We start from the raw sequence: 25287 nt of genomic DNA, 5'->3' as shown, positions 1-25287 counted from the left end.
GGGATTTCGTGACTACGCAACAAGATTTCATCGGCGCAGGGTGGGCGTTCCCGCTCGGTGTCGCGCCGCAAGGCGGGATCGCCCTGGTGCGCAGGGAGATGGAGCTGGAGCAGGCCATGCGCCTGATCCTGTCCACCTATCCCGGCGAGCGGCCCATGCGCCCGCAGTTCGGCAGCCGGATCCGCGACTTCGTGTTCCGGCCGGTCAACGTGGAGACGATCTCCGAGCTGTCGCAGGTGGTGCGGGAGGCGCTGATGCGCTGGGAACCGCGCGTCGACGTCGAGGGTGTCATCGTCATGCCGCACCCCGAGGAGGACGGCGTGCTGTACATCGACATCCAGTACCGCCCGAAGGACACCAACGACCGGCGCAACCTGGTCTTCCCCTTCTACACCATCCCAGAGGACGGGAGTGACTACTGATGGCGCTGCCTGCCCCGAACCTCGATGACCGCCGGTTCCAGGACCTGGTGGACGACGCGAAACGCATGGTCATGCGCCGGTGCCCGGAGTGGACGGACCACAACGTGTCCGACCCCGGCGTCACGCTGATCGAGACGTTCGCGTTCATGACCGACCAGCTGCTGTTCCGCCTCAACCAGGTACCGGACCGGCTGTACGTGAAGTTCCTCGAACTGATCGGGTTGCGGCTGATCCCCGCGACCCCGGCGCAGGCCGACGTCACGTTCTGGCTGTCCGCGCCCGCGATCACCCCGGTCGGGGTGCCGATGGGCACCGGCGTCGCGACGCTGCGCACCGAGACCGACGAGTCGATCGTGTTCGCCACCGGCGCGGACCTGCGGATCGTGCCGTGCGCCCTGAACCACGTCGCGACCCGCGCCTGCGCGGCCGACGCGCAGGTCGACCGGACCGACGAGCTGAAGATGGGCCAGTCGTTCCAGGCGTTCTCCGACGTGCCGAGCCCGGGTGACGCGGTGCTCATCGGCCTGTCCGACCCGGTGCCGAACTGTGTGGTGCGACTGGACTTCGACTGCCGCGTCGAGGGTGTCGGCGTGCACCCGGACCACCCGCCGCTGGTCTGGGAGGCGTGGAACGGCAGGGAGTGGCGCGGATGCGTGGTCAGCACCGACGGGACGGGTGCGCTGAACACGACCGGTGAGGTGCACGTCCACGTGCCCTCCGACCACGAGTCGGCGGTGCTCGGTGGCACCGCGGCGGGCTGGTTGCGCGCACGGGTGATCGAGGTCGGGCAGGACTGGCCGACCTACCAGGCTTCGCCGCTGCTGACCGCGTTGTCGGCCAGCACGATCGGCGGCACCGTCGAGGCGAAGCACTGCGAGATCGTCGAGGAGGAGGTGCTCGGCGACTCCGAAGGCGTGGCGGGCCAGGAGTTCCGCACCTCGCGGCACCCGGTCGTGATCGGCGCGGGCGATGTCCTGCTCGAGTCCATGTCCGAGGAGGGCTGGCAGGAGTGGACCCCGGTCCACAGCTTCGCGGGCAGCGGGCCCGCGGACCGGCACTACATCCTCGACGGCACGTCCGGCACCATCCACTTCGGACCAGCGATCCGCGAGCCGGACGGCGGTCTTCGGCAGTACGGTGCGGTGCCGCCGTACGGGTCGACGATCCGGCTGCGCCGCTACGCCACCGGCGGCGGCCGGGTCGGCAACGTCGGCAAGGGCGCGATCCGGACGCTGAAGTCGTCCATCCCGTTCGTGTCGCGGGTGGAGAACATCGAGGCCGCGTGGGGCGGGGTCGACGGCGAGAGCGTCGAGGAGGCGAAGGCCCGCGGCCCGATCCTGCTGCGCACGAGGAGCCGCGCCGTCACCGCGGAGGACTACGAGGCCATCACGCAGGAGGCCGCGCCGGACGTGGCCCGCGTGCGCTGCGTGACCGCGGGCGACGAGGACACCGACCCCGGCTCGGTGCGGGTGCTGATCGTGCCCGCGGCCGCGGAGGTCGACGGCCGGATCGACTTCGCCGAGCTGGTGCCGGAGGAGGCGACGCTGCGGCGGATCTCCGAGCGGCTCGACGAGGTGCGGCTGATCGGCACGCGGGTGCTGGTGTCGCCGCCGAGGTACCGGGGCGTGACGGTGGTGGCGCGGATCATCGCGCGGCCGCGGCTGGACAAGGCACGCGTCCGCGCGGACGCGCTGGCCGCGCTGTACGGGTACCTGAACCCGATCAGCGGGGGCCGCGACGGCCGCGGCTGGGAGTTCGGCAGGCCGGTGCAGGCCGGGGACGTGTACGCGCTGCTGCAACGGGTGCGCGGCGTCGACCTGGTGGAGGACGTGCGGCTGTTCGGCGCCAACCCGGTGACCGGCGAGCGGGGCGAGGAGGCGCAACGGCTCGACGTCGACCGGCACAGCCTCATCTTCTCGTTCGAGCACCACGTGAAGGTGGAGGACCACTGATGCGCGGCATGGTGGCAGGCATGGCGAACGCGTCGCCGTTCATCAGGATGCTGCCCGCGGTGTACCAGGAGGACGAGTTCGCGGACCGGTTCGTCGGCGGCTTCGACGACGTGCTGGCACCGGTCTTGTCTACTTTGGACTGCCTGGTGGACTACTTCGACCCGTACCTCGCGCCGGAGGACTTCCTCGAGTGGATCGCGGGCTGGGTCGGCATCTCCCTCGAGGAGGGCTGGCCGATCGAACGCCGTCGTGCCGTGGTCGCCACGGCGGTGGAGATGTACCGCATGCGCGGCACGGTGGCCGGCCTGCGCGCGAACCTGCAGGTGCTCACCGGCGGCCGCGTGGAGGTCGCCGACAGCGGCGGCGTCGCCTGGTCGAAGAACCCCGGCGGCGAGATGCCGGGCGAGGCGTCCCCCCGGCTCGCGGTCCGGATCAGGGTGCACGACCCGGCGACCGTGCCGATGGACCTCGTCGACTCCGCGGTGGCCGCCGCGAAGCCGGCACACGTGGCACACAGAGTGGAGGTGGACCGACCGTGATGGTGTGCAAGACGTGCGGTTTCCACAACAAGGAAACCGACGCGTTCTGTGGTTCGTGCGGGGCCTTCCTCGAGTGGACGGGGGAGAAGCTGGCACCCGCTCCCGTGCCCGCCGCGCCCAAGGAGGAGGAAGAGGACGCGCCGAAACGCGGCTGGCTCTCCCGGCTGCAGTCGGTGCTGTACCTGGACGTCGGCAACCGGGAACCGGTACAGACCCAGGCGAAGCCGGGCATGCCCGGTCGTCCGGGTGGTGGTCCGCCGGGACCGCCCGGCGCGAAGCCCGCGCCCCCCGGGCCGCCGAAACCACCGGGTGCGGGTGGCCCACCGCCCCCGCCCGGACCACCCAAGCCACCACCGCCTCCCGGTGCGCCGAAACCGCCGCCACCGCCGGGCGCACCGCCCTCGCCTCCTGGCGCGGCCGCGGCCCCGCCGAAGCCCCCGCCTCCGCCGGGCGCACCGCCCTCGCCTCCTGGCGCGGCCGCGGCCCCGCCGAAGCCCCCGCCTCCGCCGGGCGCGCCACCTGCGCCGCCGAGCGGGGCGCCGCCGAAACCGCCACCACCTCCGGGTGCCCCGCCGCCGCCTCCTGGCGGGACGGCTGCTCCGCCGAAACCGCCGCCGCCTCCAGGTGCCCCGCCGAAGCCCCCGCCGCCACCGGGTGCTGCGGCCACGGCTCCGCCGAAGCCGCCCCCGCCACCGCCCCCGCCCCCGCCCCCCGGCGGGCCGGGCACGGGGCCGGTGGCGTCAGGCCCCGCGCTGCCGCCGCCGCCCGCCAAACCCAAGGCGACCGAAGCCGAGGCCAGGGAACTCGTCACCCCCGTCACCGGGACGGCGACCACGCAACCCGACGCGGTCGTCCCCCAGGAAGCGCAGAAGAAACCACCGCAGGTCCGCAAACAGCCGCCCACCAAGAAGCTCCAGCCCGGCGAACTGGTCTGCGGCGAATGCGGCGAGGGCAACCCGCCCACCCGCAAGTTCTGCAGCCGCTGCGGCACGTCGCTGGCCGCTGCGGACGTGGTCAGGACACCGTGGTGGCGCAAACTGCTGCCGCGCCGCGGCGCGAAGGTCCGCAAGGCGGGCGAACGCGCCAAGCGCCGGGGCCGGGGCGGCAAGAGCAGGCTCGGCGCCGCCGTCAGTTCGACGTTCAGGGTCGTGCGCAGGGCGGTCGCGATCGCACTGATCCTGGGCGGCGTCGCGTACGGGCTGTTCGCGCCCTTCCGCGCCTGGGTGAACGAGCGCACGGCCGAGGCGAAGGGCACCGTCGAGCGGCTCATCTTCCCCCAGTACGTGCCGGTGTCCGCGGCCGAGGCGCCGGTCGCCTCCGTCGCGTTGCCCGGCCATCCCGCCAACCTGGCGGTGGACGGTGCGTCCGACAGCTTCTGGGCGGCGCCGATGGATGGCGTGGAGCCGAACATGGTGGTGAAGTTCGACCGCACGGTGAACCTCGCGCGGATCATCGTCCACAACGGGGACGGCGGTGACTTCAAGGCCACCGCCCGCGCGCAGAAGCTGCACCTCGTGTTCTCCACCGGCAAGACGACCGACGTCGACCTCCAGGACCTGCCCGACCCGCAGACACTGGAGATCGAGAACGGCGACGGCGTGTCCAGCGTGGAGATCCACGTGGTGTCGACGTTCAAGTCGGTCACCGGCAACACCCTGGCAGTCAGCGAGTTCGAGTTCTTCGAGGAGGTGTAGGCGGGCTCACCCGAGCAGCGCCGCGGCCGCCCGACCACCTTGGTCGTGGCGGCCGCCGCCGTGAGCGCGCCCGAGCCGAGGAGCAGCGCGGGGACGCCGTGTCGTCCGGCGTGCCCCGGTCATCCTCGGGGGGGGGGGGGGGGGGGGGGAAGCGGCGACCAGTCAGACAGCCTGCCCTGCAGGCGAGATCGTCCTCGATCATGTTCGGCATCTTGAACAACCGTGCCTGCGCCAGGTCGGCGACCCGGCCGTGCATCGCCCCGTCCGCCACGTCGGCGAGGAACACCCACAGCCCGAGGTGGCCTCGCGCGATCTCGGGTACCGATGCCGTCGGCGCGGTTCGTCGGGCCGGGCGGCCGCTCACCCGGTGCTCCGCGGGGGCCCGTATTCCCCGCCGACGCGCGAGACCAGGTGCTGCTCGGTCACCTGGAGGGAGTGTGCGCGGCTGGCGAGCCGAGGACGGCGCGGGCTGCCGTGGAGGAGTCGGGCGAGGAGATCGTGCGGGCGCGCAGGCAGGTCCGTACCGCGGGCGGTGCGGTGGCGGGAGATCACCCGCCACCGCGCCGCGGTCAGTTCCGGACCACGAAGTCGGCCGGGCTGACCGACGGGGACACGATCAGCACCGGTTTGGCCGCCGCGATGGGCGGGTCGGTGCCGTCGATGGTCGCGACCACCGGGTGGGTGCCGATCGGGGACCTTGGCATGATCAGCATGGTCCTGTCGAACGCGCCCGTGTCGTCGGGCACGGCGGTGGCCCGCTCCACCGAACCGGTGACGACGATCGTCACGGGGAGGTTCGGTGCGAAGCCGATGCCGCGCACGGTGATCGTGCGGCCCGGCTGGCTCACGCCGGGGGAGATCTCCACGGCCGGGGTGCTGCCGGTGCCCGCGAGTCCGATCAGGTGCGGGGTGCCGTCCGGCACGTCGTCTGTGAAGCGCAGCACCGCGGCCCTCGGGCCCGACGCCCGAGGTGAGAACCGGACCGTCACCTGGCATGTCCCGTCCGGCGGCACCGGGGTGTCCGTGCACGTGTCCGACTCGACCGTGAAGTCACCGGCCGGCACCACGCCGACCCCGGTCACCGTCAGGTCCGTGCCACCCGTGTTGGTCACCGTCACCGCCTGCGCCGGGTTCTCCGACAGCAGCAGCCGGTCACCGAAGTCCAGCGGGTCCGGGCTCGCCGCGAACCGGGCGTCCGCCGGCGGGATCTCCTCCTCGAAACCGGTGCCGCGCAACGGGACCGTGAACTCGCGGCCGTCGCGCAGCCGCACCACCAGCGTGCCGGTCCGTTCCCCCTCGGTGTCCGGGGTGAACGTCACGGACACCTCGCAGTTGCCGGTCTGCTGCAGCACGACGGTTTCCGGGCCGGTGCAGGTCTGCGCGCCGACCGCGAACTCCGTGGAGCCCTCGACCGTCAGCTCGGTCACCACGAGCGGGCCGAAACCGGCGTGGTCGAACCGCACCACCCGGTCGAGCGTGTCGCCGACCGTCACCTCGCCGAACTCGAGCGGCGTGGGGGCCGCACGCAGCTCCGGCCGGAACGTCCGCACGAACACGTCGGTCTGTTCGTTGCCGTCCACCAGTTCCGGCACCAGGTCGGTGGCCACCGAGTCGTGGGCGAGGGTGGAACCGTTGCCCGACAACGACGGCGCGGTCGAACCGTACGGCGGCGAGTCGCCGTCGCCGCCGCACGTCGCGCCCTCGGGCAGCTCCTCGGCGCAGTCCAGCCCGGTGCCCGGCGACGCGAGCGTGCCGGGCAGTCTCGGCTGCTCGGCGACGAGCCGCTGCCGGTCGACCACGAGGTCCCGCACCACGACCTGGCACACGACCCGCCTGCTCCGCTCGTCGGTGACCGGTGGCAGTGCGTTCTGCTCGAAGTACGGCGAGTCGTCGTTGCGGCAGCTGTACTCGGCGGGGGTGTCGACGCCGTCGTGCGCGCCCGCGTTGTCGGTGGTGAACGCGAGGAACCGGCCGTCGCCGGACAGCGCGGGGCGGAAGCCGTTGACGGCCTCGTTCTCGTTGTCCCGCGACCCGATGGCGGAGTCGACCGGTGTGCCGTCCTCGGCCACGCGCACCACGTACACGGTCGGCTGGTCGGCGACCGAGCGCCAGCAGTCACCCGCGGAGCAGTTGTTCTGGTACTCCTCCGCCTCGAACGCGACCGTGCCGCCGTCGCCGGCGATCGCGGGCGCCGCGAGGTGCACCGACTCGTCGGCCGACAGCGGCGCGGGCTCCTCGGGTGTGGTCTGCACGTCGAGGTCGACGCGGGCCACCGCGCCGGTCACGGTGTCCTTGCGGACCACCGCGTTGAACGGGATGTGGACGGGGAACTCGCCGCCGCCCTCCTGCCGCACGTAGTCCGCGACGAGCACCACGAACCGGCCGTCGGCCGACACGTCCGGCTGCTCCTGGTGGGTCGGTTGCAGCGCACCGAGCGGTGTGCCGAGGACCTCGGCCGGGCCCGCGCCTGCCGGGGTGAGCACGGCGGTCCGCACGACCTGGTAGTAGTTGCCGTTGTCGTCGGTGAGCTCGTCCTCCCACACGACCCGGCTCGCGTCGTCGGCGAGCTTGGGCCGCAGCGGGTAGTCGCTGCGGTACTGGCCGCCGTCGCCCTCCACCCACTGCGGCTCGTTGACGCGGAAGTACCGGTAGTCGAGCTCGCCGTTCTCGCGTTCCTCGTCGAACTCGCCGTCGCCGTCCGGGTCGCGGTCGCACACCAGCAGGTCCTGGTCGCTGTCGTCGTCCTCGGCGAGGATGTTGTCGGCGCGGGTGATGAACGCGACGAAGCGACCGTCCGCCGACACCGTCGGGTCGGTGCTGCCGCGGTTCGGCGGCACCTCGCGGTACTCGAGTTCCTGACGCCGGCCGTTCAGCGACACCAGCGGTTCCCCGGCGAGCCCCGGCGGCTCGAAGGTCGGCTCGGTGGTGGTCGTGGTCGGCGGTGCCGTGGTCGGCTCCGGCTCGGCCGGGCGCACCAGTTGACCGCGGCTGATCAGCACCGTGCGGCCGTTGCGCAGGTCACGCAGGTACACCGCCTCGTTGCCGTCGTTGGAAAGTTCGTCCAGTCGCGCGTAGCTCGTGAAGACGACGGCAGTGCCGTCCGAGGACAGCTCCGAGTTCGCGCCGCCGCTGCGGGCGCCGTCGTCGGAGACGGACGCGCGCACGGTGGCGCCGGGCGCGGCAGCGGCACGCGCCTGCGTGTTCTGACCGGACAGCAACACCGCGGCGGAAACGCCGACCAGTGTCGCGGCGATGGCCACGGCGACGGCACGCTTGCCGCGGAGCAGGGATTCGGGCACGGGGGACCTCCAAGACTCACCGCGCCTGACCGTATGGGGGATCGGGTGGCACCGGCCCCGGCGTGCGGGTGGCGTAGTGGACGCCCGGGCGCGCCCGATCGGGCAGCCCGTGCCGCCCCGCCACACTCCCCCGCGCAAGCTGTCCTGGCCGCCGTATCTCGTGACACTGCTCTTCCATGGGAGCTACCACGTCGCTGGCGAGCAGGCAGCTGTCCGTGACTCCGGGTCAGGCGGTCGAGGCGACGGTCCTGGTGCGGAACAACGGCACGCTGGTCGACCAGTTCACTATGGACATCGTCGGTGATTCTCGGGAGTGGGCCGAGGTCACCCCGCGCGTCATGAACCTGATGCCGGGGCAGGACGGCGAGGTCACCGTCCGGTTCACGCCGCCACGGAACTCGTCGGTGCCCGCCGGGCAGGTGCCGTTCGGCGTGCGGGTGCTCTCCCGCGAGGACCCGCCGAACTCGTCGGTCGCCGAGGGCGCGGTCGACGTCGAGCCGTTCATGGACCTCCAGCTGGAGCTCTCGCCGAAGTCGTCGCGGTGCCGCACCAGGGCCGTGCACGAGGTCGTCGTCGAGAACTCCGGCAACTACCCGATCCCGGTCGAGGTCGTCACGAACGACCCGGAGGAGCAGCTGAAGCTGTCGCTGGACCACAGCACGCTCACCGTGCAGCCGGGCACGTCGGCGTTCCTGAAGCTCCGCGCCAAGCCGTACGACCGGTTCCTGCGCGGGCCGGACAAGCGGCTGCCGTTCGGGGTCACCGCACTCGCGCCGGACCAGCCGCCGGTCAACATGGACGGCACGGTCGTGCAGCAGCAGATGCTGCCGAAGTGGCTGCTGCCCGCGGCCGCCACGGTGCTCGCCGCCGCGGTCGTGCTCGCGGTGCTGTGGTTCACGCTCGTCAAGCCGACCGTGCAGACCGCGGCGCGGGAGGCAGGCAAGTCCGCGGCCGAGGAGGCGCAGGCCGAGCTGCAGGAGCAGGCGAACCTGGCCGAGCGGCGTGCCGTGGCGGCGGAGGAGAAGGCCAACTCCGCGGCGAAGAAGGTCGACGAGATGGCCGCGGGCGGTGGTGCCGGTGCCGGCGCGGCGGGTGCGGGTGGCCGCGGCGCGACCACCGACGACCAGGGCGTGGACATCTCGAACGGGTCCGCTGTGGACTTCCGGATCACGACCGACGCGGACGCACAGCCCGACCCGGCCGAGTTCGAGTCGTTCACCGTGCCGGACGGCGTGATCCCGGCCGACAAGACGCTGGTGCTGACCGACATCATCCTGCAGAACCCGCGCGGTGACAGCGGCACGCTCGCGATCAAGCGCGGCGACGACGTGCTGTACGCGACCGGCCTGCAGAACTTCCGGGACATGGACTTCCACTTCCTGGAGCCGTGGACGTTCAGCCCCGACCAGCCGCTGACCGTGGAGGTCAGCTGCCAGCTGCCCGGTGCGCCCGCACCGGCGACGGGCAAGTGCACGCCGGCGGTGTCCTTCTCGGGCAGGTTGTCCGGTCCGACACCCAGCTGAGTTCACTGTGGTCCGTTCGGGGCCCCCGGCGCGGCCGGGGGCCCCGCTGCGTGCCCGGGCGGGCACGGTCCGTGTCCCGGCCGGGCAAACCCGGGACACCGGTCCCATGCGCCTGGGACGCACGTTCGGGCAACCTTCTCGGTGCGCGGGCTTCGACGTGCTGGGCGTCGGGTCGGGGGCGTGCTAGAGAGCGGAAAGAAGAACGATGTTGGAGCAAAGCCGTATCCCGGTCGTCGTGCGTGCGACCGACCCCATCCTGCAGAGCGGTGTCCAGATGGCGCTGCGCACGCGGCAGGAGGTGTGGCTCGTCGACGAGGAGGTGGCGGCACCGGAGTCCGTCGCGCTGGTGGTGACCGACCGGTTCGACGACCGGGGGGCACAGCTGCTGCGGACGTTGCAGGTGCGCGGGTTCAGCCGGGTGGTCCTGATCGCGGGGGAGCTGGAGGACACGGAGATCCTGACGGCCGTCGAGGGTGGCGTGTGCGCGGTCGCCCGCCGCGCGGACACGACGCCGGACCTGCTGGTCCGCCTGATCAAGGCCGCGTCGGCCGGTGAGGGCGCGCTGCCGCCCGACCTGCTCGGCCGCCTGCTGAACCGGGTGTCCCGCCTGCAGCGCCACGTGCTGGAGCCCCGCGGCCTGCACCTGGCGGGCATCACGAACCGGGAGACCGAGGTGCTGCGCCTGGTCGCGTCCGGACTGTCCACAAAGGAAATCGCGGACAAGCTGTGCTACTCACAGCGCACCGTGAAGAGCATCCTCCACGACGTGACGAACCGGTTCCAACTGAAGAACCGCTCCCACGCCGTGGCCTACGCCCTACGCGAAGGCCTCATCTAACCCCGCGAGTCCCCGGTTCAGAACCCGCGAGTCCCCCGTTCAGGACTCGCGAGTCCCCCGTTCAGGACTCGCGAGTCCCCGGTTCAGGACTCGCGAGTCCCGTGTTCAGGACTCGCGAGTTGGCGTTTCGTGCTGACATCGGTCGAACGCGAAGCGCCAACGCAGGGGTTCCGAACGGGGAACTCGCCGGTCCTGAACGGGGGACTCGCGGGTTCTGAACGCGGGACTCGCGGGTCGCGAACGGGGGACTCGCGGGGTTACGGGGTGGTGTCGCCTAGGCCTGCTTTGCGGGCGCGGACTATTGCTTGGGCGCGGTCGGCTACGTGGAGCTTGGTGAAGATGCTCGACACGTGGTTGCGGACCGTCTTCGGGGACAGCGACAGGCGGCGCGCGATGCTGGAGTTGCTCTCCCCGTTCGCGATCAGTGCCAGCACCTCCCGCTCCCTGGACGTCAGCTCGGGGAACACCGTGTCCGGCGCCGACATCGGTCCGCTGTTGAAGAACCCGAGGACCCGCGTCGCGATGTCCGGCCCGAAGATCGCCTCACCCCGGCCGACCGCGTGCACGGCCCGCACGATCTCCTCCTGACCCGACCCCTTCAGCAGGTACCCGCGCGCCCCGGCCCGCATCGCCGCGAACACCGACTCCGTGTCGTTGAACATGGTCAGCACCATCACCCCGATGCCCGGCCGCTCCACGACTATCTGCCGGGTCGCCTCGATGCCGTCGATGTCGGGCAGGTGCAGGTCCATCACCACGACGTCGGGCCCGAACGTCCGGGCCGCCGACACCGCGTCCCGCCCGTTCGCGGCCTCGCCGACCACGTCGAGCGACGGCTCCGCCGCGAGCACCGTGCACAGCCCGAACCGGAACAGTGGGTGGTCGTCCACCACCAGCACCCGCAACCGCGGTGCCGGCTCCGCTGTCGACTCCGGCGTCGGCTCCATCAACCGCCCTCCTTCGGCAGGGGAAGCGTGGCGAAGACCCGTGTCCCGCCCTTGTTCTCCGCTTCCACCAGACATTCGCCCCCGAGCTCCGTCGCGCGTTCCCGCATCGACGACAGCCCCACGCCGCCGTTCACCACCGCGGGCAGCCCGACCCCGTCGTCGACGACCTCGATGTGCAGGTCGTCGTCCACCCACAGCCGCACCGCGCACGAACTGGCCGCCGCGTGCCGCGTCACGTTCGTCAGCGCCTCGCAGATGATCCGGTACGCGGCCACGTCCACCGGCGCCGGGAGCTTCGGCATGCTTGAGGGCACCTCGAGCACGATCGTCACACCGTCGGCGGACGACTCGCTGCCCGCCGTGCGGCTGGCGAGCGCGCCCGCGTACTCGCGGATCGCCGGGATCAGCCCGATCCGGTCCAGCACGGGCGGCCGCAGCCCGTGCGCGAGCCTGCGGATCTCCACGATCGCGGCCTGCAGCTCGTCGCGCAGCCTGCCGAGCAGCTCACCGGTCGGCGACGTGTCCCCGACGGTCCGCCTGCTCACGTCCAGCCCCAGCGCGACCGCCGCGAGCGTCGGGCCGACCCCGTCGTGCAGCTCGTGCAGGATCCGCCGCCGCTCCATCTCCCGCGCCCGCACCAGCCGGTCCCGGCTGCGGCGCAGGTCGCGGGTCAGCCGCGCGGTGTAGACGGCGGCGCCCGCGTGCCGCGCGACCTCCGCGAGCGCGATCCGGTCCGGCCGCGTCAGCTCCCGCTGCGACGAGCGCCTGCCCACCACCACCAGGTTGCCGACCCGTTCACCGTGGAACGTCAGCGGCATCCGGTGCAGCTCACCGGTCGGCGTGCCGACACTCGCCGCGGTCTCGCTGCGGCCACGCGCCTGTATCTCGATCGCCATGTAGGGCAGCCGCAGCGCGGCGGCCACGGTCGCCACGATCTCCGGCAGCATCGTCGACGCGGTCGGCGTGTTCTCCAACCGGGACGCGAGCGCGGACACCATGCGGTACGGGTCGTCCCGCTCGCCGTAGAGCCGCCGGTTGATCAGCGCCTGCAGCCGCCTGCGCACCGGCTGCGACAGCACCGCGATGCCCGCGACGACGACCGCCTGCCACCACACGTTCGTCACCGGCCCGAACAACGCGCTCCACGCGGAGATCACCCCGACGTACACCCCGACCGCGCCGATCGTCAGCGCGCCGTACACGACGGTCCGGCTGACCGCGACCTCGATGTTCAGCGCCCGGTACCGCAGCACCGCGGCCGACATGGCGATCGGGACCGCCATGTACGGCAGCGCCTGCATCTCGTACGGCACGAGCGGGCGTCCGGTGGCGATCACCGGCACCACCCAGACGGCGAAGTACGCGACCACGCTCCCGATCAGGGCCGCCAGCAGCCACACGATCGGCCTGCGTGTCGGTTCGCCTGGCAGGCGGAGGTACTTGCGGACCAGCACGGTGGCGATCAGTGGCGGGTAGCAGAACAACGCGGGCAGCACCGGCACGACCAGCACGTGGAGCCGCTCGAGCGGCTCGCTCAGCACGACGAGCGAGGCCAGCCAGAGCAGCCCGAACAGCGCCGCGGGCCCGGCGTACCCGGCGGCGATCAGCCACCGCTGTCCGCGCGTGACCGTGGTGGCGGGGAAGACGATCGCGAAGTGCAGCACCGCACCCCACAGCATCGCGAACGCGACCTGCCCGGTGAGGTGCCGCCAGAACTGGTCTCCCGCGACGAGGTCCACGGCCATCAACGGGAAGAACCCGGCCCCGACGATCGCGAGGATGCCGATCGCCGAGGTCAGCAACGTGGCGTGCGCGGCCGGATCCCGCGGCCGCGCCCAGAACACGGTCACACTGGTGGCGAGCAGCAACGCGGCCACCAGCATCATCGGCCACCAGCCCCGCATGGCGGCCAGGATCGGGAAGTGCCGCAACGTGACACGCAGCGACAGCGTCTCCCCACCGCGCTCGACCAGGTAGGTCAGCGTGTCCCCGGCGGTGGTCTTCTGCCCGCCCGGCAGCCCCACCGTCCACTCGGCGAGCCGCGCCCCGTCGATCGCGAGGATCTCGTCGCCCAGCCGCAGCACGCTACCCGGCGCCACGTCGGACACGAGGACGTGCCCGATGGAGACAGCACTCACCGCGGGGCTGACGGTGGCACCGTCCGTGGGCGAAGTGGCCCTCGACCAGACGCACCAGCCGGTCACCCCGAAAAGCACGAGGGTGAGCATCAGGAGCGAGGCGGGTACACGCCGCACGCCCGCCGGGCCGATCACGCCAGGATCATCCCCCACCACGGAGGCTCAGGACAGGGCATTGGGGTACCGCTGCCCGATGGTGCGTCAATGAGTGACCGGCCGGTTCGCGTACTACTTGTCGGTCTTGTCGTCCGATGAGGACAGTTCGGGTGCCGGGGGAGCGGCAGGCAGCTCGGACCGCGGCGTCGGCTCGTCCGCGGGTGCGTCCGGCTTCTCGGCCGCGGGAGCGGCGGGTTCGGCCGCCGCGGGGGCGGGCGGCTCGGCTGCCTCGGCAGGCGACGTGGTTGCCGGGGTGAGGGGCGGCGCGGCCACCGGAGGGGCAGGTTCGTCGGCAGCGGCCGCGCCCGCACCGGTCCCGGGGGCCGAGGTGGTCGCCGGAGTGAGGGGCGCCGAAGCCGCGGCCGGGGTCTGGGCCTCCCCGGCAGGTGCGGACGACACCTCGCCGCTGGCGGTGGCCCCGCTGACCCGCTGCGTGTCGGCGGCGGCGTCCTCGGCCGAGATCTGGACGTCCGTCGGGCGCTCGGCGACCGGCATGTGCGGTGGCCGGTACCCGTACGGTGCAGGGAAACCCATGCGCGGCGTGTTCGGCTCCATCCTGACATCGCCCTGGCGACGCCCGAGGTGCGCCAGCGCCACCGCGACCACCCCGAGCAGCAACCCGCCGAGCGGCAGCCACAACCCGAGCCCAGGCGTGAACTCAAGCGTCTCGCCCGCCTCCAGTTCCCGTTCGTTGTAGCGCTGCGTCTGGTTCAGCACCCAGAACAGCTGCAGCAGCGCGACGCTCGCGAGCGCGCCGACACCGGCGGAGATCAGCGACCGGGTGGCCGTCACCGGACCGGACGTCCTGGCCCTCGCCGCCACGAAGGCGAACACCGCGCCCAGCACGAGCAGCGCCGCCGCCAGCACGAGCGTCAGGCCCGTCAGGGTGCTCTCGGATTCGGTGGAAACGCTGCTGCCGTCGTCGTTGTACTCCCACCACGTGGTCGTGCTCGCGTACACCGACGTCTCGTCGCCGATCTCGAGTGCGTTGCGGTACGTCGAGATGGCCCCGAACGAGCCGCCAACCGCCAGACCGGCGACCACCAGCGCCAGCACGCCGGCCAGCAACGTGGTGACGCCGCCTCTCGACTGCTTCGGTGGCGTCGGGGCACCCATCATGGGCGCCATGGGCTGCTGGTACGGCCGGTAGCCGGGTGCGGGCTGAGTCACACCGGGAATGATGCCAGTGCCCGGAAGTGACACGTTCGTCGCCCGAACGGTCTCCCGCGGCCCACTGCCCTGGCCCTCGCCGGCCTGAACTACTGGTGCCATGAGCGAGACGACCATCGTGCTCGGCGCGGCCATCTTCCGCGACTTCCGGCTGTTCGTGGCGCGCCGGTCGCAGCCGCCGTCGATGGCCGGGTTCTGGGAGCTGCCGGGGGACGAGTCGACCGGGGACGAGCGCGCCACGTTGCAGGACCTGTTCACCACCGAGTTCGGGGTGGCGTTGCGGCCGGTCGACCAGCTCCTGACCGACCGGGTGCTGCTGAGCTGGCGGAACGCCGGCAACGAGACGGTGAACGCCGCGCTGCGGGTGTGGCGCTGCCAGTTCCCCGCCGAGATCACGTTCGGGGAAGGGGAGCCGCGGCCGAGCATGTACCGCTACGACGACGTGGGCTGGGTGCCGGTCGACCAGCTGGACACCGTCGGGCCGTGGCGGGACGAGGCACGCATCGCCGCGGGAGAGGTCGCGGACTGGTTTCTCAGCGACGTGCAGTGGCAGGACGCGGACTGAGGGCAAACGGTTGCGTCTGCGAACGTCACGTTTCGCGTCCGGGGCCCTCTTCTCTGTTAGCGCGGTGAGCGGCCCGTGCGAGGGCCGGGCCGCTCACCGCCTATCCAACGGGCTCGCGCAGCGGTTCGAGCGCGGGCCACCGCTTCGCGTGCGCGTGTGCCTCCCTGATCGCGTACCCGGCGGCGGCGAGCGCGATCGCCCAGCCCACGACTCCGCTGGGCAGCGCCGAGTTCCCGTCGGGGGCGGTGAGGTAGCCGAGCACGTAGTTGCCCGCGTAGAAGATGAAACCCAGCCATGGCTGGCTGCCGCGGTCCATGATGTTCAGGCAGGTCGCCGACGCGAGCAGCACCCCGGCGAGCGCCAGGACCCCGCCGGCTGCCGAGCTGCCGAGCGTCATGCCGACCGCGGTGAGCGCGATGGCGGCGAGCGACGAGGGCTGGCGCAGCGCGTCGAACGCGGACCGGCGCGTCGGCCACGCCAGCAGCATCACCACCAGCAGCGCGAAGCTGACGATGCCGGGGCCGCCGACGACCCCGAGGACACCGCGCGCCACCTCGTCGTCAGACGGTGTCGCGCCGCTGAGCAGCACCGGCAGCACGCCACTCGCGAACAACAGCCCGTCGATCAGCGCGCCCTGCAGCCAGAACCGGGTCCGCTGCCGCACGGCGTCCCGCAGCGGCAGCCGCAGCACCCGCTGGGGCTCCCTGGCGATGCCCAGCCGCGTCAGCTCCGGGAGCTCGTGCCGCCGCCGGTACTCCCGCGCGCTGTACCCGGCGCCGGCGACCGCCATGAGCCCGGCGAACAGGAACAGCACGGGCAGCGGGTAGTCGGCGAGACCGTCGCGGTAGGAGCCGTCCTCGGCGGGACGTCCCGCGAAGTACGTGCCCATGACGATGCCGCCCGCCGCGACGACCAGCAGCCACGCCACCAGCGTGTACACGAACACGGGCGACCCGGAGAACCTCCCGGTGGCGACCGCGTCGGCGAGGAACCGGCGGGACGCCGACTGCCGCAGGAGGTGGCACGCCGCGTAGCCCACGACGGCGACCGCCGTGGCGACCAGGGCGGGCGTCCATGACACGCCGTCGGTGTCGCGGCCGATCAGCACGGTGGCCGGTGCTCCGGCCAGGATGATCGCCACGGCGCACAGGGCGGCGGTCGTGAGCGGTTTGGCGGGCACCCGCTGTGTCTAGCGCAGTTCAGTCGGTGACGGCAGCGAATTCGGTGAGCATGAGCGCCTTCCACTCCGTGAGCAGCGCGGTCCGCCGCTTCTCTTCGCCGCCGATCATCGCGTCCAGTGCCAGCCCGCGGACCAGGTTCACGGTCAGCAGCAGCAGCGTCTCCGCGCGGTGCTCGTCGACGTCGGTGCCGACGATCCGCCGGTAGAACTGCAGCGTGGCGTGGCCGAGCGCGCGGTCGACGGGCAGCAGGCTCCTGCGCAGCTCCGGGTCGGTGCGTGCCGCGACCCACAGCTCGACGGCCGCGGTCGACAGTGTCCCCGAGTACGCCGTCCACAGCTGGTCGATGCCCACCTCGATGCGCTCCCGGCCGGGTGGCAGCTCCGCCGTCGCATCGAGGATCTGGGCGGACAGCCGCGCGAACAGGTGCTCCAGCGCGCTGGTCATCAGCTCGGCCTTGGTCGTGAAGTGGTGCTGCTGCGCGCCCCGCGACAGGCCCGCGCGCTGGCAGATCTCCTGCACGGTGGTGTGCGCGTACCCGAGTTCGACCAGGCACTCGACGGTCGCGTCGAGCAGCAGCTCGCGGGTGCGCTCGCTGCGTTCGGCCTGCGTCCGGTGCTTGCGGGCGGTCGGGCTGGCCATGGTGCTCCTCTTGCTTTACGTGCAGGTCTGCACGCAGGTACATTCGAGCGAGACTTTACATGCCATCCGGATTGTTTTTGGAGCCCGCAATGCCGCTCACCCCGCGTTCCTCCTGGTTGGACCCGGATCTCGACTCGTTCCGCGAGCTCGCGCACTCGTTCTGCCAGAAGGAGCTGGCGCCCAACCACGAGCGGTGGGCCGAGCAGAAGCAGGTCGACCGCGAGCTGTGGAACAAGGCGGGCGAGGTGGGCCTGCTGTGCCTGTCGATCCCGGAGGAGTACGGCGGTGGTGGCGGCACGTTCGCCCACGAGGCGATCCTGCTGGAGGAGCAGGCCAAGGCGGGTGACGACGCCTGGGGCAACTCAGTGCACTCCGGCATCGTCGCCCACTACGTCAACTCGTGCGGCACCGAGGACCAGAAGAAGCGGTGGCTGCCGAAGCTGGCGTCCGGCGAGCTGGTCTCCGCGATCGCGATGACCGAGCCCGGCACCGGCTCCGACCTGCAGAACGTCAAGACGAAGGCCATCCGAGACGGTGACCACTACGTCCTGAACGGCGCCAAGACGTTCATCACCAACGGCGCGCAGGCCGGGCTGATCGTCGTGGTCGCGAAGACCGACCCCGGCGAGGCCGCCAAGGGCGTGTCGCTGCTGGTGCTGGAGACCGACGGCGTCGAGGGTTCCGGGGGCTTCCGCCGCGGCCGCGTGCTCGACAAGGTCGGCATGCACGGCCAGGACACCTCCGAGCTGTTCTTCGACGACGTGCGCGTGCCCGCGGCGAACCTGCTCGGCGAACAGGAAGGGCTCGGCTTCGTCCAGCTCATGCAGCAGCTGCCGCAGGAGCGGCTGATCATCGCGGTCGGCGCGGTGGCGGCCATGGAGAGCGCGGTCGAGCAGACCATCCAGTACACCAAGGAGCGCACGGCGTTCGGCCGCGAGATCTTCAAGTTCCAGAACACGCGGTTCAAGCTGGCGGAGGCCGCGACCGAGGTCGCGGTGTGCAAGGCGTTCCTCGACCAGAGCATCGAGCGCCACCTGAAGGGTGAGCTGGACGTCACCGGCGCGGCGATGGTCAAGTGGTGGACCACCGACCGCCTCTCGCGGGTGGCGGACGAGTGCCTGCAGCTCTTCGGCGGCTACGGCTACATGAACGAGTACCCGATCTCGCGCGCCTGGACGTCCGCGCGGGTGCAGCGGATCTTCGGCGGCACCAACGAGATCATGAAGGAAATCATCTCCCGCACGCTCTGACACGGCTGTACAAGGGGACCCATGGGACCGCTCGCTTCACTGAAGGTCGTCGAGCTGGCCGGGCTCGCGCCGGCGCCGTTCGCGACGACCGTGCTCGCCGACCTCGGCGCGGAGGTCGTCCGGGTGGACCGCGCCAAACCGGGCTTCGACGTGCTCGCGTTCCCGCACGACCCGTTGTCGCGGTCGCGGCGGTGGATCGGCGTCGACACGAAGAGCGCGGCGGGCCGCGACATCGTGCTGCGGCTGGTCGAGGGCGCGGACGTGCTCATCGAGGGCTTCCGCCCCGGCGTGACCGAGCGCCTCGGCATCGGCCCGGACGACTGCCTCGCCCGCAACCCGGCGCTGGTCTACGGCCGGATCACGGGGTGGGGCCAGGACGGCCCGCTGGCGCAGGCGGCCGGGCACGACATCAACTACATCGGCCTGGCCGGCGCGCTGGAGCCGATCGGGCGGGCGGGGGAGCGGCCGGTCCCGCCGCTGAACCTGCTCGGCGACTTCGGTGGCGGCGGCATGCTGCTCGCCATGGGGGTGCTGGCGGCGCTGGTGGAGCGGTCCGTTTCGGGCCGGGGGCAGGTGGTGGACGCGTCGATGGTCGAGGGTTCCGCCCTGCTGACCGCGGGCCTGCACGGGCTGAAGAACATCGGCCTGTGGAACAAGGGGCGCGGCGAGAACATGCTCGACGGTGGTGCCCCGTTCTACGACACCTACGAGACCGCCGACGGCAAGTACGTGGCGGTCGGCGCCATCGAGGAACGTTTCTGGGGCGACCTGGTGCAGGTGCTGGAACTGGACCCGGAGTCGGTGGCAGGCAGGCTGGACCCGCAGCGCTGGCCCGAGGTGCGCGAGGTCGTGGCCGCGGCGATCAGGACGAGGACGCGGGACGAGTGGACCGCACGCGCCGAAGGCACCGACGCCTGCCTCACCCCGGTGCTGGCCCCGAAGGAGGCGGCGACCCACCCGCACAACGTGGCCAGGGGTTCGTTCGTGTCGCTGGACGGGCACCTCCAGCCCGCGCCGGCGCCGAAGTTCTCCCGCACGGCGGCGGACACACCGACCACTCCGGTCGAGCCCCGCTCGTCCACCGCGGAGGTACTCACCGACCTGGGCTACGAGCAGTCAGAAATTGACCGGTTGCGCACGAATGGCGTCATTGCGTAGTTCAGGGTGGCACCCCGATGTGTGAACGGGTTGTGTCCACATAGTCTCCGCGTCATGACCTCCACAGGGCCTGAGAAAACGTCGCCGGTGACGATCCTCGTCGACGGCACGTCGGGCATCAGCGTCACCGGCACCCTGGACGCGTCCTCGATCGCCGAGCTGAACCGCTCGGTGAGCGACTTCTTCGAGGTGACGGACACGTCCGAACTGGATGTGCTGACCCTCGACCTGAGCACGGTGTCCGCCTGCGACCACGCGGTGTCGGCCGCCGTCCGCCACGCACAGTCCGTGTGCGCGGAACGAGCGGTGGCACTGCGAGTGGTCCCGAGCGAGGCGGTACGGCACGTCATGACCGCGCGCCACTGACGGCCTCGCGGATCGCGGCGCCGCGAACCTGGAACGCCCCACTTCCGGGACAGGGCACCCACCCCCGCTGACCGGGCGCCGGGCACGCGGCGCCCGGCGGGCACCCGCAGGGTGGCCGGTGCCGGGAAAGGCGCATTGACGGCGTAACCGGTGCCGTGAAAGGCGCGTTCACGGCACCTCGGATGCCGTCAACGCGCCTTTGACGGCACCAGGTCAGGGCGCTGAGCGTGCAAGCAGGGCCCGCGAAGCAGGACTTGCCTACGCACCCCGATGGTGGCGCAAGCCCACCCCCGAGGGGCTCCCTGCCATCCCGCCGACCTGGCAGGCGGACCCGCCCAAACCGCGGGCAAACAGCCTCCGCCACCCCGGAGACCTGCCCGTCCGGCGAGGACAAACCCCCAGTCGAACCAGCACCGACCTGCGAAAACCCGCGAAACGGCCGGAACGCAACCCCCACCCGAACCCGGGGGCGTCCCGCCATGCCAGTCTACCGGTCCCCGCCGACAAAACAAGACCCGCGAGCCCAACTGTGGACAACCACCCCAGCTGTGGACAACTTCAGTCGAAAGAGCCGTGCCTGCCTTCGCCCTCGGCGAAGCGGGCCGCGCCCGTCAGGCCCTCGGCGAGCGCACGTTCGCCGTACGAGAACTCGGTCGCCAGCGGGTCGGGTGCGGTCCACTGCGCCAGCGCGGACGCACGGTCCGACCGCAGGCAGGTCTGCGGGAACGCCGCCAGTCCCTCCGCCAGCTCCTGGGCGCAGGACAGTGCGGTCCCGGCGGGCACCAGCCGGTTGGCGAGTCCCATCGCCAGCGCCTCGTCGGCGGCCACGGGCCGGCCGGTCAGGATCATGTCCATGGCCCGGCTCTGGCCGACGAGCCTGGGCAGGCGCACGGTCCCGCCGTCGATCAACGGCACGCCCCACCGCCTGCAGAACACCCCGAACACGGCTGTCGTGTCCGCGACACGCAGGTCGCACCACAGCGCCAGCTCCAGCCCACCCGCCACCGCGTGCCCCTGGACCGCGGCGATCACCGGTTTCGTCAGAATCATCCTGGTGGGCCCCATCGGACCGTCACCGCCAGCCACAGGGGTGAGCTGATTCCCCCGATCGGTACCCACCGACTTGAGGTCCGCGCCCGCGCAGAACGCCGCGCCGACGCCACCCAGCACGGCCACGGCCGCCGAGTCGTCGGTGTCGAACGCGCGGAACGCGGCGGCGAGCGCCGCGGCTGTCGGTCCGTCCACCGCGTTGCGGGCCGAAGGCCGGTTGATCAGGATCGTGGTCACCGGGCCTGTCTTCTCGACACGGACCGTCTCCACCATGGGTAGGTCTCCTCGCTGGTATGGATGAAGACCGCGCCAGGTGCTGTGCGCGGCGATGTACGCACCGTAAGCTGGATCCAGCCATCTGCGTGAAGGTCAACTTAGGGCCATGCTGGATGGCTGAACCACGGGGCAATCGGGCGACCGATGGGGTATGTAGCAGGACGGAGAGTCTGATGAACGCGAAGAAGGCCATGATGCTCGTGGCCGTGGCGCTGATCCTGTTCTACGTGATCACACAGCCGTCGCAGGCGGCTGAGGCCGTGCAGGGCATCCTCGGCTGGCTTCGGGACGGGGCCGAGGCCATCATCACCTTCGTGAAGAACGTGTTCGCCTGAGCGAGTAGCACCGCGAAGCGCCGCCCGGCAAGACCGCCCGGCGGCGCTTCCTCATGTCTGCTCCATGATGGATCACGGAACGTGACGGTTCTCGCTCGTTTTACCCGCCACATTGGACCGTACGGGTGGATTCTGGTCTCGTACGCCCTGTTGACGGGCTTTCCTCGAGATCAGGTCTGGCGAATTGTCGGTGGTGGCCTTTACGGTTCCGGCATCGAACTTCCGCGGGGCAGTCCGCAGTTCTCGAAGGAGGCAGGATGCTCGACGATCCCGGTGTGGATGACCTGGTTCGGCAGTGGACTGAGGACCACTCGAAGGCCGCTGAGTCGGACGAGATCACGCGCATCGCGTCGGAGTGGCTCGCGGAGGTACCGGTCCAGCCACGGGGGATCCCCGGCCAGCGTGCACGCGGTGGCAGCAGCAACCCCTGGGCCGCCGTCGAGTCGACGGACCCCCGCTTCTTCGCGGCGATGCGTGAGCGGCTCCCCGACGTCCCGGCCGAGCTGATCTCCGCGGCCGCGGGCTGGTGGCAGATGGTCGGCGGACTCGCCGAGGCCAAGGAGTGGTGGGACGCCGGCATCAGCCCGCTCGACCAGCGCGCCCTCGACTACCGGGCCGCGGGCCTGGCGCCGTCGGACCTGAAACGCAGACTCGGGCCCCTCACCGTCCTCGACCACCTCCGCCGCGGCAGCGCCCCGGCCTGGTGCGTCAACCGGCTGCAGCGCCAGAACGAGCGCCGGTCGGCCTGATCGCTTCCCTTTCGTAACGTTGTGGCACGGCCGTCGTTGACCTCGTGTGACCGACGGCCAGCTACCTGACATCCGAGGCGTGCTCCTCCGCGCCGGCCTGGTTCTGCTGGTCATCGCCGTCGCAGGTGGCGGCGTCTGGCTGCTGAAGGCGGCGACGGAGCCGGAGCAGAGCCCCATCGAGGTCCCGGCCGCGTCGGTGCCCGTCGCGAACGTGCGCCCCGGCGCCGTGGCCCCACCGCAGCCCCAGGCGGGCGCGGTAGGCGAGGACCCACTCACGACCTGGGCGAGCCGCGTGTCCGGCCCCATCGACGTCCCGGCCAGGGCACTCATGGCCTACGGCAACGCCGAGCTGGTACTGCGGTCCGAACAACCGTCCTGTCGCCTGTCCTGGGCGACGCTCGCGGCAATCGGCCGCGTCGAGTCCAACCACGGCCGCTACGGCGGCGCGAGGCTGAACGACGACGGCCGCCCCTCCAAGCCGATCATCGGCGTCCCGCTCGACGGTTCCCCCGGGGTCAGGGCCATCGCCGACACCGACGGCGGCCGCTTCGACGGCGACACCGAACACGACCGCGCGGTCGGCCCGATGCAGTTCATCCCGTCGACCTGGAAGCGGTGGACCGCGGACGCCGACCTCGACGGCGTCGGCGACCCGCAGCAGATCGACGACGCCGCGCTCGCCGCGGGCCGGTACCTGTGCGCGGGTGGCCGCGACCTGGCGACACCGAAGGACTGGTGGGCCGCGGTGTTCTCGTACAACAACTCCGTGCCCTACGGGCAGAAGGTCTTCGGCCTGGCCGACGACTACGCCAAGGCCGCCGTCTGACTGGGATTCCCACTCGTATCCTCCCGCCTGCGATCATGCTGTGATCGTTCGTGTACAGGAGGTAACCGGGGTGATGCCCACGTACCGGCGTCGTCGGCTGGCGCGTCGGCTGCGGCAGATGCGGGAGCAGGCGGGGCTGACGCTGGCGGACGCCGCGCGACGCCTCGACAAGACGCGCAGTTCGCTCGGCCGCATCGAGACCGGGCAGTCGCGGGCGGACGTGCACCTGATCCGCTCGATGATGGACTTCTACGACATCTACGACCCGGACCTGCTCGACCTCGTGCGGGAGGCCAACCGCCCCGGCTGGTGGACGAAGTACGGCATCGACGACCGCGGCTACATCAGCACGGAGACCGAAGCCTCGACCCTGCGCGAACTCGCCATCATCAACATCCCCGGCCTGTTGCAGACCGAGTCCTACATGCGAGCGCAGTTCGCTGCGCACCGGCTCCGGGCGGATCGGGTGGAAGCCGAGGTGAGTGCCAGGCTGTTCCGCCAACGGCGGCTCGTCGACGAGGAGTTCCCGTTGGATCTGGTGGCGATCATCGATGAGGCGGCTCTACGCAAGAAGGTCGGCGGAGCCGAGGTCATGCGCGGCCAGCTCCGCCGCCTCGTCAAGAGCGCGGAGCTGCCGACCGTCGGCATCCAGGTTCTGCCCGACAAGGCAGGAAGCCACCCCGGCGCGGACGGCGCCTACACGATCCTCAGCTTCCCGGAGGACGAGCCCAGCGTGCTCTACGTAGCCTGCGTGGTGGGGGCGATTCACATCGAGAAACCCGAGGAGGTCGCGCAGGCTAGACTCAAGTTCGACCAGCTGCGGTCTGAAGCGCTGAGTCCAACGGCATCCGTGGCGCTCATCGAGCGGCTGGCTGGCGAACTGTAGTCCGGAGGGGCGATTTGGTGTCCACGGTGGAGTTGTCTGGTGCGGTCTGGCGCAAGAGCAGCCGGAGCGGCGGTGGCGGCGGTGGCGACAACTGTGTCGAGGTGGCGTTCGTCGACGCGGCTGTCGGGGTGCGGGACTCCAAGAACACCTGCGGCGGGCACCTCGTGTTCGACGGTGCGGCCTGGCAGGCGTTCGCCGGGGGAGTGTTAGCGTCAAGGTCGTGAATGGCGGACTGCTGGCTCGCCGCGTGGGGATCGTTGTTCTCTGTGTGGTGTCCCTCGTCGCGTGTGTCGGGCTGGCCTGGTGGCAGTGGCAGCGTTTCGAGTCCGGCTCCGGGTCGTGGCAGAACCTCGGTTACGTCCTGCAGTGGCCGCTGTTCGGGCTCTTCCCGGCGTTCATGTTCTGGCGGCTCCGCAAGCTGCGCGACCAGTCGCCGCCGGTGCAACCCGAGTCACACGTGGCACCCCCGGCGGAACCGGACAAAAAGCCCGTCCGGCAGGATGTCGCGCACGACGTGGATGACGACCCCGAGCTGGCCGCGTACAACCGGTACCTCGCCCAGCTCAACGCACGACACGAGCAGGAGACGCGATGACCGCCGAGTCCCCCGTCACGGACGAGGAGAACCCCGCCCAGGCCGTCGGCGACGCCGGGGTCAAGGGCGCGCTGGCCCGCTTCCGCGTCCTCGCCTACATCGTCGGCGTCGGGCTGCTCGCGCTGTGCTTCGCGATGATCATGAACTACGTGTTCGACCAGCCGCGGTTCTCGGCGATCGTGGGCCCGGTCCACGGCTTCCTGTACATCGTCTACCTGGTCATGATCGTGGACCTCGCGCTGAAGGCCCGCTGGTCGCTGAAGGGCACGATCCTGGTGATGCTGTCCGGCGTCGTCCCGATCGGCTCGTTCTTCGCCGAGCGCAAGGTCACGCAGAAGGTCCGCGCAGGCGAAGCCATCTAGCCGATCGATTCCGTGAAGATCATGTGAAGTGGTTTTGGCGTACGAATCCGTCATCAGGCATGACCCCCACCCCTGCGGTCGCCCGACGGGGCGGGGCCGGTGCCGTGAATGGGCCTTTCAGGGCGCTCAGCGCCCTGAACGCGCCTTTCAGGGCATTGCCACGCCGTCAACGCGCCTTTACACCAAACCGCTGGGCGCTACGCGCACCGGGCCCGCGAAGCGGGGCCTCTGCCTGCGCAACCCTGATCGACTCGCGAGTCCCCCGTTCAGGACTCGCGAGTCTCCCGTTCAGGACTCGCGAGTTCCGCGTTCAGTCGTCGGTGTCCTCTGGCGAGGACGTCCTGCTGGGGGTGAAAATCTTGTCTGGTCGC

24 protein-coding genes are annotated in these 25287 nt (G+C 71.3%); 17 read left to right on the top strand and 7 right to left on the bottom strand.

Annotation, left to right across the window (positions count from 1 at the left end):
* Positions 1 to 8: 8 nt before the first annotated feature.
* Genes ACFPCV_RS21780 through ACFPCV_RS21765 form a run of 4 tightly spaced genes read left to right on the top strand, consistent with a single transcriptional unit; the run spans position 9 to position 4607 of the window.
* Positions 9 to 422, top strand: coding sequence for a GPW/gp25 family protein (locus ACFPCV_RS21780; protein ID WP_378058122.1), 414 nt, complete (start codon positions 9 to 11; stop codon positions 420 to 422).
* Positions 422 to 2374 (top strand): putative baseplate assembly protein, encoded by a 1953-nt coding sequence (locus ACFPCV_RS21775; protein WP_378058121.1) that lies wholly within the window; start codon positions 422 to 424, stop codon positions 2372 to 2374. Before ACFPCV_RS21780 ends, ACFPCV_RS21775 begins: the two co-directional genes overlap by 1 nt.
* Entirely contained in the window at positions 2374 to 2913 is a 540-nt protein-coding gene (locus ACFPCV_RS21770; RefSeq protein WP_378058120.1) for a phage tail protein, read from the top strand. Before ACFPCV_RS21775 ends, ACFPCV_RS21770 begins: the two co-directional genes overlap by 1 nt.
* Positions 2913 to 4607, top strand: coding sequence for a zinc ribbon domain-containing protein (locus ACFPCV_RS21765; protein ID WP_417281555.1), 1695 nt, complete (start codon positions 2913 to 2915; stop codon positions 4605 to 4607). Before ACFPCV_RS21770 ends, ACFPCV_RS21765 begins: the two co-directional genes overlap by 1 nt.
* Positions 4608 to 5176: 569 nt before the next feature.
* Here ACFPCV_RS21765 and ACFPCV_RS21760 read toward each other — a convergent pair.
* Positions 5177 to 7906: a choice-of-anchor D domain-containing protein gene (locus tag ACFPCV_RS21760; RefSeq protein WP_378058118.1), complete on the bottom strand. Its 2730-nt coding sequence runs from the start codon at positions 7904 to 7906 to the stop codon at positions 5177 to 5179.
* Positions 7907 to 8082: 176 nt separating this feature from the next.
* Between ACFPCV_RS21760 and ACFPCV_RS21755 the strand changes: the two genes are divergently transcribed.
* Together ACFPCV_RS21755 and ACFPCV_RS21750 are read left to right on the top strand one after the other, a co-directional pair.
* On the top strand, positions 8083 to 9429 hold the full coding sequence (locus ACFPCV_RS21755) for a hypothetical protein (RefSeq protein WP_378058117.1): 1347 nt from the start codon (positions 8083 to 8085) through the stop codon (positions 9427 to 9429).
* 205 nt (positions 9430 to 9634) lie between these two features.
* Positions 9635 to 10267: a helix-turn-helix transcriptional regulator gene (locus tag ACFPCV_RS21750; RefSeq protein WP_378058116.1), complete on the top strand. Its 633-nt coding sequence runs from the start codon at positions 9635 to 9637 to the stop codon at positions 10265 to 10267.
* 257 nt (positions 10268 to 10524) lie between these two features.
* On the opposite strand, the gene ACFPCV_RS21745 is transcribed toward ACFPCV_RS21750, so the two are convergent.
* The 3 genes from ACFPCV_RS21745 to ACFPCV_RS21735 form a co-directional block, all read right to left on the bottom strand.
* Positions 10525 to 11214 carry a response regulator transcription factor gene (locus ACFPCV_RS21745; protein WP_378058115.1) on the bottom strand — a complete coding sequence of 230 codons (690 nt, stop codon included), beginning with the start codon at positions 11212 to 11214 and terminating at the stop codon, positions 10525 to 10527.
* Positions 11214 to 13352 carry a sensor histidine kinase gene (locus ACFPCV_RS21740; protein ID WP_378058113.1) on the bottom strand — a complete coding sequence of 713 codons (2139 nt, stop codon included), beginning with the start codon at positions 13350 to 13352 and terminating at the stop codon, positions 11214 to 11216. Before ACFPCV_RS21740 ends, ACFPCV_RS21745 begins: the two co-directional genes overlap by 1 nt.
* A gap of 228 nt (positions 13353 to 13580) precedes the next feature.
* Positions 13581 to 14678, bottom strand: a complete 1098-nt coding sequence (locus tag ACFPCV_RS21735) for a hypothetical protein (protein WP_378058112.1) — start codon at positions 14676 to 14678, stop codon at positions 13581 to 13583.
* Positions 14679 to 14778: 100 nt separating this feature from the next.
* On the opposite strand from ACFPCV_RS21735, the gene ACFPCV_RS21730 reads away from it, so the two are divergent.
* The gene (locus ACFPCV_RS21730) at positions 14779 to 15243 is read left to right on the top strand and encodes an NUDIX hydrolase (RefSeq protein WP_378058111.1); all 465 of its coding nucleotides are present in this window, start codon (positions 14779 to 14781) and stop codon (positions 15241 to 15243) included.
* A gap of 100 nt (positions 15244 to 15343) precedes the next feature.
* Here ACFPCV_RS21730 and ACFPCV_RS21725 read toward each other — a convergent pair whose 3' ends face one another.
* The gene (locus ACFPCV_RS21725) at positions 15344 to 16423 is read right to left on the bottom strand and encodes a hypothetical protein (protein WP_378058110.1); all 1080 of its coding nucleotides are present in this window, start codon (positions 16421 to 16423) and stop codon (positions 15344 to 15346) included.
* 19 nt (positions 16424 to 16442) lie between these two features.
* Positions 16443 to 17063 (bottom strand): TetR/AcrR family transcriptional regulator, encoded by a 621-nt coding sequence (locus tag ACFPCV_RS21720; RefSeq protein WP_378058109.1) that lies wholly within the window; start codon positions 17061 to 17063, stop codon positions 16443 to 16445.
* An 89-nt stretch (positions 17064 to 17152) separates the two neighbouring features.
* On the opposite strand from ACFPCV_RS21720, the gene ACFPCV_RS21715 reads away from it, so the two are divergent.
* From ACFPCV_RS21715 to ACFPCV_RS21705, 3 genes are read left to right on the top strand one after another with little or no spacing between them, the layout of a single operon-like run.
* Positions 17153 to 18313: an acyl-CoA dehydrogenase family protein gene (locus ACFPCV_RS21715; RefSeq protein ID WP_378058108.1), complete on the top strand. Its 1161-nt coding sequence runs from the start codon at positions 17153 to 17155 to the stop codon at positions 18311 to 18313.
* Between the two features lie 21 nt (positions 18314 to 18334).
* Positions 18335 to 19471, top strand: a complete 1137-nt coding sequence (locus ACFPCV_RS21710) for a CaiB/BaiF CoA transferase family protein (RefSeq protein ID WP_378058107.1) — start codon at positions 18335 to 18337, stop codon at positions 19469 to 19471.
* A 54-nt stretch (positions 19472 to 19525) separates the two neighbouring features.
* Positions 19526 to 19837, top strand: coding sequence for an STAS domain-containing protein (locus ACFPCV_RS21705; RefSeq protein ID WP_378058106.1), 312 nt, complete (start codon positions 19526 to 19528; stop codon positions 19835 to 19837).
* A 558-nt stretch (positions 19838 to 20395) separates the two neighbouring features.
* On the opposite strand, the gene ACFPCV_RS21700 is transcribed toward ACFPCV_RS21705, so the two are convergent.
* On the bottom strand, positions 20396 to 21160 hold the full coding sequence (locus tag ACFPCV_RS21700) for a crotonase/enoyl-CoA hydratase family protein (RefSeq protein WP_378058105.1): 765 nt from the start codon (positions 21158 to 21160) through the stop codon (positions 20396 to 20398).
* A gap of 176 nt (positions 21161 to 21336) precedes the next feature.
* On the opposite strand from ACFPCV_RS21700, the gene ACFPCV_RS21695 reads away from it, so the two are divergent.
* The 7 genes from ACFPCV_RS21695 to ACFPCV_RS21665 all read left to right on the top strand — a co-directional run bounded on the left by ACFPCV_RS21695 (position 21337) and on the right by ACFPCV_RS21665 (position 24916).
* Positions 21337 to 21498, top strand: coding sequence for a hypothetical protein (locus tag ACFPCV_RS21695; protein ID WP_378058104.1), 162 nt, complete (start codon positions 21337 to 21339; stop codon positions 21496 to 21498).
* Between the two features lie 257 nt (positions 21499 to 21755).
* A complete protein-coding gene (locus ACFPCV_RS21690) occupies positions 21756 to 22247 on the top strand; it encodes a helix-turn-helix transcriptional regulator (RefSeq protein WP_378058103.1) in 492 nt (163 codons plus the stop codon).
* 79 nt (positions 22248 to 22326) lie between these two features.
* Positions 22327 to 23073 (top strand): murein transglycosylase, encoded by a 747-nt coding sequence (locus ACFPCV_RS21685; RefSeq protein ID WP_378058102.1) that lies wholly within the window; start codon positions 22327 to 22329, stop codon positions 23071 to 23073.
* Between the two features lie 73 nt (positions 23074 to 23146).
* The gene (locus ACFPCV_RS21680) at positions 23147 to 23959 is read left to right on the top strand and encodes a helix-turn-helix domain-containing protein (RefSeq protein WP_378058101.1); all 813 of its coding nucleotides are present in this window, start codon (positions 23147 to 23149) and stop codon (positions 23957 to 23959) included.
* Positions 23960 to 23985: 26 nt separating this feature from the next.
* The gene (locus ACFPCV_RS21675; protein WP_378058100.1) at positions 23986 to 24183 is read left to right on the top strand and encodes a DUF397 domain-containing protein; all 198 of its coding nucleotides are present in this window, start codon (positions 23986 to 23988) and stop codon (positions 24181 to 24183) included.
* On the top strand, positions 24180 to 24554 hold the full coding sequence (locus ACFPCV_RS21670; protein WP_378058099.1) for a hypothetical protein: 375 nt from the start codon (positions 24180 to 24182) through the stop codon (positions 24552 to 24554). The genes ACFPCV_RS21675 and ACFPCV_RS21670 overlap by 4 nt, the downstream gene beginning before the upstream one ends.
* Positions 24551 to 24916, top strand: coding sequence for a DUF3817 domain-containing protein (locus ACFPCV_RS21665; RefSeq protein WP_378058098.1), 366 nt, complete (start codon positions 24551 to 24553; stop codon positions 24914 to 24916). Before ACFPCV_RS21670 ends, ACFPCV_RS21665 begins: the two co-directional genes overlap by 4 nt.
* Positions 24917 to 25287 lie beyond the last annotated feature (371 nt).

Origin of the sequence: Actinophytocola glycyrrhizae (genome assembly GCF_042653545.1) — a bacterium.
Classification (GTDB): Bacteria; Actinomycetota; Actinomycetes; order Mycobacteriales; family Pseudonocardiaceae; genus Actinophytocola; species Actinophytocola glycyrrhizae.
Note: the sequence above shows the minus strand (reverse complement) of the source record. Positions and strands in the feature narration are given on the sequence as shown.